General features: G+C 38.5%; 1 protein-coding gene. It reads left to right on the forward strand.

Features of this window, described 5'->3' with window-relative positions; translation table 11 throughout:
* The first annotated feature begins 92 nt into the window (after window positions 1–92).
* Window positions 93–1,631, forward strand: coding sequence for an IS1182 family transposase (locus E0F89_RS16970; protein ID WP_243699547.1), 1,539 nt, complete (start codon window positions 93–95; stop codon window positions 1,629–1,631).
* Window positions 1,632–1,729 lie beyond the last annotated feature (98 nt).

Raw genomic sequence — 1,729 nt, forward strand, 5'->3', positions numbered from 1 at the left:
GCCAACGTCAGTCTGTGAAAAAACCTCTGTTGTATTATGATCAAATATAACAAAATACTTGTATAAAAAGAAGATTTTTCGTATTTTTAAGAATGCAACATATCACAGGTATTTCCCGTCAGCAAATGCGTTTTTCAAGTTTAGAAGACACTATAAGTCCCGATAACCAGGTGCGATTTATAGATGCCTTTGTCGAATATATTGACCTCTCTAAGCTCGATTTTGCTGTAAAAACGCTCAAGACCGAAGGTCGCCCGAGTTTCAATAGTAAAGTGTTTCTAAAGATTTATTTATATGGTTATCTCAACGGAGTCAGAAGTGGTCGAGATCTAGAAAAGGAATGTTTAAGAAACATTGAAATGCAATGGCTTTTAGAAGACATTCGTCCAAATTACCACAGCATTAGCGATTTCAGAAAAAATAACCCAATCGCATTAAAGAACACTTTCAAATTCTTTGTTTCGTTCTTGAAAGATGCTGATTTGATAGGATGCGAAACCATTGCTATCGATGGTACCAAAAGCCGCGCACACAATAGCAAGAAAGCCAATTTCAACCAAAAGAAAATCGACAAACACTTAGCTTACATTGAAGCTAAGACCCAAGAATACTTGGATATCTTGGAAGAAAATGACGCCAAAGATAATTCGGCAATAATCCAAAATATCCAACAAAAGATAGAGCGCTTGAAAGGAAACAAGTTTCGTTATGAGCAACTGGAAGAAAAACTAAAAGCAAGTGGCGAACCACAAATAAGCACCACCGATAACGATTCCAGAGCCTTGCTAGTTCAGGGACAAGTGGTTGAGATTTCGTTCAATATTCAGGCTGCAGTCGATGCCAAACACAATCTTGTTGTAGCCACGCACACGATCAACAAGAACGATCGCAGTGCATTGTCAGCTATTGCCATAGAAGCCAAAGAGAATCTGGGTATCGAAATCTATACTGCATTGGTCGATAAAGGCTACCATAATGGCAAACAAATAGAAATCTGCAAACAAGCCAACATCACTACCATTGTAGCGCAGCCTGAACAAGGAAAAAGTAACGAAAATGGTACGACCAAGGATTATTTGGTAGCCCAATTTCAATACAATCAAGACACCGATACCTATACCTGCCCACAAGGCGAAACGCTAAAAACTACGGGCAGTTGGCATAAGAAAACTACAGATAGAGATACCTATAATTTTAAAAAATACCGAACCCCAAAATGCAAAGAATGTCCCGTAAAACATTTATGTACTAGTAGAGCTGCAGGCAGAGAAATCGACAGGAGCCAATATGCCGATGCCGTAGAAGAAAACAACAAGCGCTACCATGAGAACCCACAGCTCTACCGCAAACGACAGGAAATCAACGAACATATTTTTGGCACCATCAAACGACAATGGGGCTATAACCATACCAACTTAAAGGGACTAGAAAAAGTAAACGGAGAACACAGCCTGATTATGCTGGTGTATAACATCAAACGCAGTATCAATATCATGGGCATTCCCGATCTTATTGCCAAGCTCAAAAAATGGAATTCACCCTACAAGGCAAAAGTTTTGTTTTGTCTAAAAACGGAGTATTTAAAGCTAACTAATGCCCTTGATTATTATCTAATGAAATTAGTAGCCTAAAAAAAGAGCCTTCTTAAAAAGGCGTTATTTCAATTGCAAAACAGGAAAATTGAAGGTTTTTAATAGAAAAAGGAGGTTTTTTCACAGCCTGACGTTCC

Origin of the sequence: Flavobacterium caseinilyticum (assembly GCF_004349085.1) — a bacterium.
GTDB lineage: Bacteria > Bacteroidota > Bacteroidia > Flavobacteriales > Flavobacteriaceae > Flavobacterium > Flavobacterium caseinilyticum.

What these genes read in the sequence shown, in the direction of transcription:
- E0F89_RS16970 (WP_243699547.1), top strand. Translation starts at nt 93, where the DNA reads ATGCAACATATCACAGGTATTTCCCGTCAGCAAATGCGTTTTTCAAGT.